The sequence below is a fragment of the Verrucomicrobiia bacterium genome (assembly GCA_035460805.1).
Taxonomy (GTDB): Bacteria; Patescibacteriota; UBA1384; order CAILIB01; family CAILIB01; genus DATHWI01.
Genome location: DATHWI010000025.1, coordinates 1 through 7,947, shown reverse-complemented (window position 1 = coordinate 7,947; position 7,947 = coordinate 1). Strand labels below are relative to the sequence as shown.

The following is a 7,947-nucleotide window of genomic DNA, read 5'->3' as shown; positions in this document are numbered from 1 at the left end:
GTAAGCGTCTTTTCTTTCTGTGCAGGAATTTTACCTGCCTTTACGAGGCGGCGCAGTGTGACTTCCGATTTGCCGACGAGTTTCGCGGCGGCGTCCAGGTGGAGGAGTTCAGCCATTGCAGTTGTTCTTCAGTCAGTATGGCGGGGATGGCGGGAAAAATCCAGATTCGTAGACAAGAAGGGGCTTTTGCTATACAACTAATGCAATTCGGAGGGACCAATGAAGGTCATTAAAGGCATTGCATACTATAGTCTCGTAGCAGTAGGACTTGCTGCTTACCTCTACCTCATGTGGCTGGCTGCGCCAGCAATTGCAGCCGGAAATTAAGACAGGGCGCCAACGGGCGCCCTTTTCTTATTGACATTTTGCCTGTTTTCAGGTATAAGTGCTCACGCAGATGGTACTGAAAGTCTTCTCGTTTGTAGGCAATGCCTTTTTGTTCATCGCCGTGGTAGCTGGCACCGTCGTTGGCCTCGGCCTCGTGACCCTCGCCATCTTCCTAGGCTGGTCAATGCTTACCAGCCGATAAGCCCCAAGGAGCGTCCCGAGACGCTCCTTTTCTTATTGACGGAATGTAGCGCTTCTGGTATACCCAACACACCTTTGGAGGTACTTAACATGGCTCCTGAAACTGTTTCCCTGTATATCACCCTCATTCTTTTTGGGGTTCTCGCCACTTACGGCGCTTATGCGCTGCGTAACAAGATTGCAAAGAGCACTGCAGGCAGTGTGGGTTGGGTCTCGAACGCCCTTTACAAGCGCACCCGCTTTATCCTCGGCATGGAACACTTTGAGTGGAACAAAGAAAGCGTCGGGTGGTCGGTACGCAAGTTTGCAAACCCCCACTGGCTTACCTTTAAGCCCACCTACCAACTGGCAAGTGCCACAGCCTACTTCCGCGCGCTGGTTGAGAAGGACGTAAACTCCCTCTCCCTGGACCAGTTCATCTTCCAGAATCCCCCCAGCTACAGCCTGGTCGTCTCGATCCAGAACACACTGGACGCCAACAAAAGGCTGCTTATCGCCGATCACGCCAGCTGGGAGGTCTTCGGTTTTTGGACCCCTGAGCTGGAGATACTCCACGTAGTCTCCCGGTCATGGTCATCGGGAACGGTAGGCATACCCCTCCTCGAACGCACAGACGCTGGTGCCGCGAACGCGGTGATCGATTTCCTCGTCGCCAACGGATCGAATTCCTACAGCGCCGTCAAGGAGACGTTCCTGCGTCGGATGTCTGAACAGATCGACCGGTCAGGGCAGTTCACCAACCCCGCTGGCCTTCAGAATGTCATTGTGACTAACTCCGACATGCTGCTTAAGGACTGTGGCTGGAATGCCAGCCTGGACGAGGTCGTCACGTTCCTAGCCAGAGTGGGCAAGCCCACTTTTCTCAACACGGTTACACCCGTCTCGACGACAGACCTTTCTCGCACAAACGTGTAAAAACCAAAGGCCCCCATACCGGGGGCCTTTTTCTATTTCTTCAACCGGCGGCGTTCCGCCCGAGAGAGCTGAGGCTTAGGCTTTTCCTTTACGGTAACCATGGCGCCATCTGCGCTGGCTTCCTGGCCAGCGGGCTGCTCGACCACGCGCTCGATGCGGAGCACGGTACGGGCAACCTGCAGGTCGATCGCCAGAATAAGCTGCTGGAACAACCGGTACCCCTCAGAGGTGTACACGGTCAGCGGGTCAACCTGGGCATACTGCCGGAGGAACACACCGGTCCGCAGCTCTTGGAGAGTGCTTAGGTGCTCAACCCATAGGTTGTCGACGGTACTCAAGTAGAGAGAGCGGATGACTGGCGCGTAGACATCGCCAAAGCTCTTTTTCTTATGCTCAAACGTCTCGAGGAACTTGTTTGTCACAATCTCTTCAATGGCGGCGTCACTGTGGTACTGACTTAGCTCATCAACGAAAGCAGCGCGGGCAGCGTCATCCATACCAATCAGCGCGCCCACATCGCGGGTAAGCTGCTCCAAGTTCCACTCACCACTTCCCCCAGAGGCGTGGAGGCCGGTAATATGCCGCGCCTCGTGCTGCAATGCCTCTTTGAGTGTCTCTTCGATATCCGAGACGTCCTTGGCGTTGTCCAGGGCCTTGCGGCGGCGCTTGTAAATGACTTCACGGTGACGCGTAAGGACGTCATCAAATTGGATGAGACGCTTGCGCATGTCAAAGTTGTGACCCTCTACGCGCTTCTGGGCAGACTCAATGGATTTGGTAATCATCTTGTGCTCCACCGCCTCATCCTCCTTAACCCCCATGGTGGTGAGGGCACTCTTCAAGCGATCGCCACCAAAGATGCGCATAAGGTCATCTTCCGTAGAAATGTAGAACTGGGATGAACCTGGGTCACCCTGGCGTCCGGCACGCCCACGCAGCTGGTTGTCGATACGGCGTGACTCATGGCGCTCCGTACCCACTACATGCAGGCCTCCCGCTTCCACTACGGCGTCGTGCTCCACTTGCCAGGCAGCCACTGCTTTCTCGAATTCTTTTTCAGATTCAAATTCCGCTCGCTTTGGAGGGACGCCACCTAGGATGATGTCTGTTCCGCGCCCGGCAATGTTGGTAGCCAACGTAACGGCACCCTTGCGGCCGGCTTGGGCCACAATGGCCGCTTCCCGCTCGTTGTTCTTAGCGTTCATAACCTCGTGCGGGATGCCGGCTTTGGTCAGAAGCTCGGAAAGGTGCTCGTTTCGTTCTACAGAAATAGTACCGATGAGCACCGGCTGACCTGCCTCATGGCGACGCTTTACCTCTGCTACCACCGCCTTGTACTTGCCGGCATCGTTCCTGTAAATCTGGTCTGGCAAATCCTGCCGGATCATTGGCCGGTTGGTAGGGATGGTAAGGACTTCTAGCCCGTAAATCTTCATGAACTCTTCCGCTTCCGTTGCAGCGGTACCCGTCATACCAGCTAGCTTGGTGTAGAGACGGAACAGGTTCTGGAAAGAGATGGTAGCCATGGTTGTGCTCTCACGCTGCACCACCACACCCTCTTTTGCTTCGATGGCTTGGTGCAAACCTTCCGAGTACCGGCGGCCTGGCATGAGGCGGCCAGTGAATTCATCCACAATAATGACTTCACCGTCACGGACTACATAGTCCTTGTCACGCTTAAAGAGGATGTTTGCCTTGAGTGCTTCTTCCAGGTGGTAAGCCAGCTGCACCTCTTCCCCGTAAATGTTTTCCACGCCCAGGAGCTGCTCCATTTTGGCGATACCCTCGCTGGTCAGGGACACGGCGCGGTCTTTTTCATCAACGGTGTAATCTTTCTCGGCCTGGAGGCGCGGGACAAGCGAGGCAAAACGCTGGTACAGATCTGCAGATTCCTCGGCAGGACCCGAAATGATAAGCGGGGTGCGGGCCTCATCAATAAGGATGGAGTCCACTTCGTCCACAATGGCAAAGAACAGGTTGCGCTGCACCAACTGGGCAACGTCCTGCGCCATGTTGTCGCGCAGGTAGTCAAACCCAAACTCGTTGTTGGTGCCGTAGGTAATGTCGCAGGCGTAGGCTTCTTTGCGCGGGACAGGTACCAGCTCCCCGTTTTCGTACCGGAAAGAACTGTCGTGCGTGATGACGCCTACGGTAAGGCCAAGCAGGCCGTACACGCCACCGTAGAGTTCCACACCTGTTTTAGCCAGGTAATCGTTTACGGTAACTAGGTGCACACCTCGACCCACAAGGGTATTGAGTACAAGAGGTAGGGTGGCAACCAGGGTTTTTCCTTCACCCGTACGCATTTCGGCGATATTCCCCTGGTGCAGAGCGATGCCACCAAGGATCTGGACATCAAAATGACGCTGGCCCACGGTGCGGCGGGCCGCCTCACGGACAAGCGCAAATACCTCTGGAAGAAGCTCGTCTAATACAGCATTGATCTGCTTCTTTTCCTTGACCCGGTCATTGACCCCCTCCAAAACGGCAAGCGGATCCTTGGAATGGGACTCCAGTTTTTCCTGCACCTCCTTGCGCCACTTGGCCATTTTTTTGGCAAAGTCTTCATCCTTCAGTGGTTGCATTTTCTCTTCCAGCGCGTTGATACGGGCAACCGTCCGCTCGTTGCGGCGGACAAAGTTCTTACTGGTATCACCAAGGAATCGGTCGAGGAAGTGAGGCATGGGAAATCTAGCTAGTGTGCGTGTTCCACTATAGCGTACCTGGAGAAATAGCCAACCTACGCTACGGGAGCGGTAATATCGACCGTGACATTAAATGGGATTACCCCAACCACCTCGGGAATAGAATCCTCTGAGCCCTGAATACTAACCTGAAAGCGGTACAACCCTCCATCGCGCACACCAATATCTTGAACTGTTAAAATGTGTCGCGCGAAAAGATCACCCTTCTTGGGAGGTGACATTTTTCTTGTAGCAATCCTCTTAACTTCATTCCAAGGTGTCACGTAGTCCACATGGATGATAAATGTCTCACCTTCCTGCACGCGTAAAAAACTTACAAGTGACCAATTCACAGGAAGTACAATAAGCTGTGCAACTTCGGCTGACCTTCCACTGTCCTGAATATTCACCCCTACATTTTCAACTACTCTATCAAGAGATAGCACATTACTCTTTTCTTCGATCTTGGATCTTTCACTTAATACCGTCCAAATGTGTGTAGCCATAATTTCTAATTTGACGATTCTGTTCGGGTTTCAGAGGATGACGCCCATATGGGCTGAATAGAGAACATGCGGCCATCTTTATCTACACCCAGATCTACCTGCTGGGAAGTTTGAACAGAAGAACTACCCTCTATAACCTCTAATGACCCTTGGAGTTTTTTGATCTTCCCGTAATCTGGCGCAGACGGCTCTTGGATAACAAGATCTGCCCACCTAAGAGGAATCAATCGAGGTTGCTCCAAATAAAGCCCGAGAGCCTCAGCCAATCGCTGCAATGTATCCAGTGAGGGGGAATGTGTGCCGCGCTCCAATCGAGCAATTGCTGATTGCTTCATGCCCACTCTGTCGGCTAGCTGTTTCTGGGTTAGATTCTGTGTAACACGGGCTTTGAATAGTTGTCGCGCAAGAGCTCGCGCTGGGGCGCTCCGTATGTACGCTTCTCGCGTGGCCTTATTTTGAAGCAACTCCTTCTTAAGATCTTCATACTTCATAAGTAAACCTCTTTGGCTCGATATTTGATCAGTTTAATAGTTTTACTTGGGGTCTTTTGACTCTTTTTGTAAATAGCCTCAATGAGTACTGCTTTTCCAGTCTTGAAAACAAGAAAGATACGAATTGGTCCCCGCACCGTCTTTATTCGCAACTCAGATACACCTGGAATGTCACTCATCTTCCTTAAGATGCCGTCTTCACGTAGGTAAAGATAGGTACCGAGAGCTTTTAAGTCATCAAGAGCATGTAGAACTTGCTCATGTTCAGGGTCTGATAGTTTACGGATAAATGTGGCCACAGGATCTCTTCCACTCCCTGTCTTCCAGGTTTCGATATCCATGGCCATATGTAAAAATACTGTATAACATAAATGTTATACATCTCTTACAAACCCCCTGTCAATACATCTACTTGTTTGGGATGTAGAGACGCGTACACTAGAGCCATGGAACGCACAAAACTCCTTCAGGAGATTCAAGCTGCCTACGGCAGCGATGTGGAACAACTCGTTAAGGACCTGGCAGCACTAGCGCCAGCAACCCCAAAGAAGGGCAAGCACGCACCAGCTGGTTCGCCCCTGGTAGTCGTAGAGAGCGCCACCAAGACCTACAAGCTTGGGAAAACTGTCGTAAACGCACTGCAAGATGTCTCAGTCACCATTGGGACAGGTGAGATTGTAGCCTTGACCGGGCCTAGCGGAAGCGGAAAAAGCACCCTTCTCCACCTTATTGCCGGCCTGGACCATCCAACCACCGGCACGGTAACCGTGGGCGACACCCGCGTCAGCTCCCTTCGGGGCACGTCCCTGGCCCGCTACCGGGCCGAGACCCTTGGCTTTGTTTTTCAGTTCTTTTATCTCCAGCCCTTCCTTGACCTAACTACCAACGTGAAGGTCCCCACCATGTTCCTGCAGATGACCGATGCCGAACGCACTGCCCGTGCCGAGCGCTTCATTGGGGCAGTAGGCCTTAGTGACCGCGCCAAACACCTCCCCCGCGAGCTCTCTGGCGGCCAAATGCAGCGTGCCGCCATTGCCCGTGCACTCATGAACCAGCCCAAGCTCATTTTGGCTGATGAACCAACCGGCAACCTGGACAGCACCAACGCCCAGGGGATCATGGATTTGTTTGAACAAGTCAGGAAAGAGTTTGGTACCACCATCGTTGTAGTTACCCATGACCAGCGGGTGGCTAACCAAGCCGACCGCATTATCGAACTTAAAGATGGGAGGGTGCTATGAATATCCGCTACGCCACCCTACTTGCCACCACTAAGTTCCGTACCCGGTTAGGGCGCAGCATTGTCACCGTGGTAGCTGCTTCTTTGGTAGCCAGCATCATGCTTGTGGCTTCCTTTGTAAGCACCGGTATTGAGAATGCGCTGAAAAACGCAGGGAATCCTGCCATGGCCAGCCTCAACCTTGTACAAGAGTCCATCTATACTTTTCCAGAGCTTAAGACTGGCGTAGGGGGTTCAGTTGAAGCCCAGGCGCCACCAGCTCATACCCTAGAGCAGTACCGTGAACTGGTAAAAGACGAGGACGCCACCGCTATCTACCAAGAAGTAGGGTACGGCAGCTTTACCCTACTGGACCCTGTTCCACCTGCCGCTACGATCAGCGACCCCATGCGAAACAGCTTCTCCAGCAGCGCACAGGTGGGAGGGCGCAGCAAAGATCTCTTCATACTTAACCTAGCCACCAATCCACCCGCCGCAGTTACGGGAACCATCCCTGCCCTTGTTAATAGGGATTTTATCCTGTGGATTGAGGATGTTACCTTTAGCGACAGTGACACGGCTTCTTTCAAGGTGACTAAAACCCGGGAAGTTTTGGACCGCTGGCTGGGACGCACCATGACACTGGAGCGCGCAGAGTCAGATGGCACCACAAAGACACCCTTGAAGGTTACCGTGCAAGGCTTCCTGACCAGCTCTGGTCTCTTTGGTGGTGGGGACCAGTTCACCATCCTCACCCCGCTTGAGGAAATGCGCGTTGCCATGGGAAGTGCAGCACCCGACCCATCCTCACCTTCGTCTTTCTTCCTCTCCTTCCCTAGTGAAGCAAGCAAGACGGCTTACATTGAGAAGATCACCAAAGCTGGCAACTTTGCACCTGGTACTACCTCGCGTTTTGCCCACTCCTTTGGCGATCCCATGTACGAGTTCCGGGAACTACGGGACGGTGTTACTAGTGTCCTTAAGTACATCCTCATTGGCCTCCTTGCCGCGGTAGCACTGGCCATGCTGACTACCCTCTCCAAGATCATTGCCGATAGTGAGCGGGAAACTGGCGTCTTCCGCGCCATTGGGGCCAAGGCCAGCGACATTGTCCAGCTCTACGTTACCTACAGTGCCTTTATTGCCATCTTGGGCATGCTGGTGGCGCTTGCGATAGCTTCGCTTCTTGCCCTCTACCTTACGGCACGGTTTGGCGAAACCTTGGGCTATCAAATTGTCAGTATCAGCGGCTCGAACAACCTGAACCTCCGAGTCACACTACTTGGGCTGGACCCCTCCCATCTCCTTGGTGTCTTTGGGGCCATCCTAGGTGCCTCCATACTAGGAACACTCTTGCCGCTCTACAGCCTTTTGCGCAAAGACCCTATTACTGCACTGCGCTCTGAATAGGGCTTACCAGATTGACAAATAGGGGTTTTTGTGCTAACATTCGGCACATGACATTTGATGAAAGCGAAGCTAACCGCATGAAGCGGCTGGCCGACGGACTTCCCCCTCAGGGAGAGATGGATGAGCGGATCAATCAGCTCACCTATCTAGCCGGTACCGGCGACAAAATCTCCGAGCTTCAGCTTAAGCAAGTA

General features: G+C 53.2%; 8 protein-coding genes. 4 read left to right on the top strand and 4 right to left on the bottom strand.

The features are described from left to right. Positions 1-385 precede the first annotated feature (385 nt). Both VLA04_00655 and VLA04_00650 read left to right on the top strand, forming a co-directional pair. Positions 386-529, top strand: coding sequence for a hypothetical protein (locus VLA04_00655; protein ID HSI20208.1), 144 nt, complete (start codon positions 386-388; stop codon positions 527-529). An 89-nt stretch (positions 530-618) separates the two neighbouring features. Further along, positions 619-1,443, top strand: coding sequence for a hypothetical protein (locus VLA04_00650; GenBank protein ID HSI20207.1), 825 nt, complete (start codon positions 619-621; stop codon positions 1,441-1,443). A gap of 32 nt (positions 1,444-1,475) precedes the next feature. Here the strand turns inward: VLA04_00650 and secA are convergent, their stop codons facing one another. From secA to VLA04_00630, 4 genes are read right to left on the bottom strand one after another with little or no spacing between them, the layout of a single operon-like run. Beyond that, on the bottom strand, positions 1,476-4,127 hold the full coding sequence (gene secA, locus VLA04_00645; protein ID HSI20206.1) for a preprotein translocase subunit SecA: 2,652 nt from the start codon (positions 4,125-4,127) through the stop codon (positions 1,476-1,478). 56 nt (positions 4,128-4,183) lie between these two features. Beyond that, entirely contained in the window at positions 4,184-4,633 is a 450-nt protein-coding gene (locus VLA04_00640) for a hypothetical protein (protein HSI20205.1), read from the bottom strand. Between the two features lie 5 nt (positions 4,634-4,638). After that, complete coding sequence (locus tag VLA04_00635; protein ID HSI20204.1) at positions 4,639-5,124, bottom strand: helix-turn-helix domain-containing protein; 486 nt, start codon at positions 5,122-5,124, stop codon at positions 4,639-4,641. Further along, entirely contained in the window at positions 5,121-5,471 is a 351-nt protein-coding gene (locus tag VLA04_00630; GenBank protein ID HSI20203.1) for a type II toxin-antitoxin system RelE/ParE family toxin, read from the bottom strand. Before VLA04_00630 ends, VLA04_00635 begins: the two co-directional genes overlap by 4 nt. Positions 5,472-5,570: 99 nt before the next feature. On the opposite strand from VLA04_00630, the gene VLA04_00625 reads away from it, so the two are divergent. Further along, entirely contained in the window at positions 5,571-6,365 is a 795-nt protein-coding gene (locus tag VLA04_00625; protein HSI20202.1) for an ABC transporter ATP-binding protein, read from the top strand. Beyond that, a complete protein-coding gene (locus tag VLA04_00620) occupies positions 6,362-7,753 on the top strand; it encodes an ABC transporter permease (GenBank protein ID HSI20201.1) in 1,392 nt (463 codons plus the stop codon). Before VLA04_00625 ends, VLA04_00620 begins: the two co-directional genes overlap by 4 nt. The last annotated feature ends 194 nt before the right edge of the window (positions 7,754-7,947 follow it).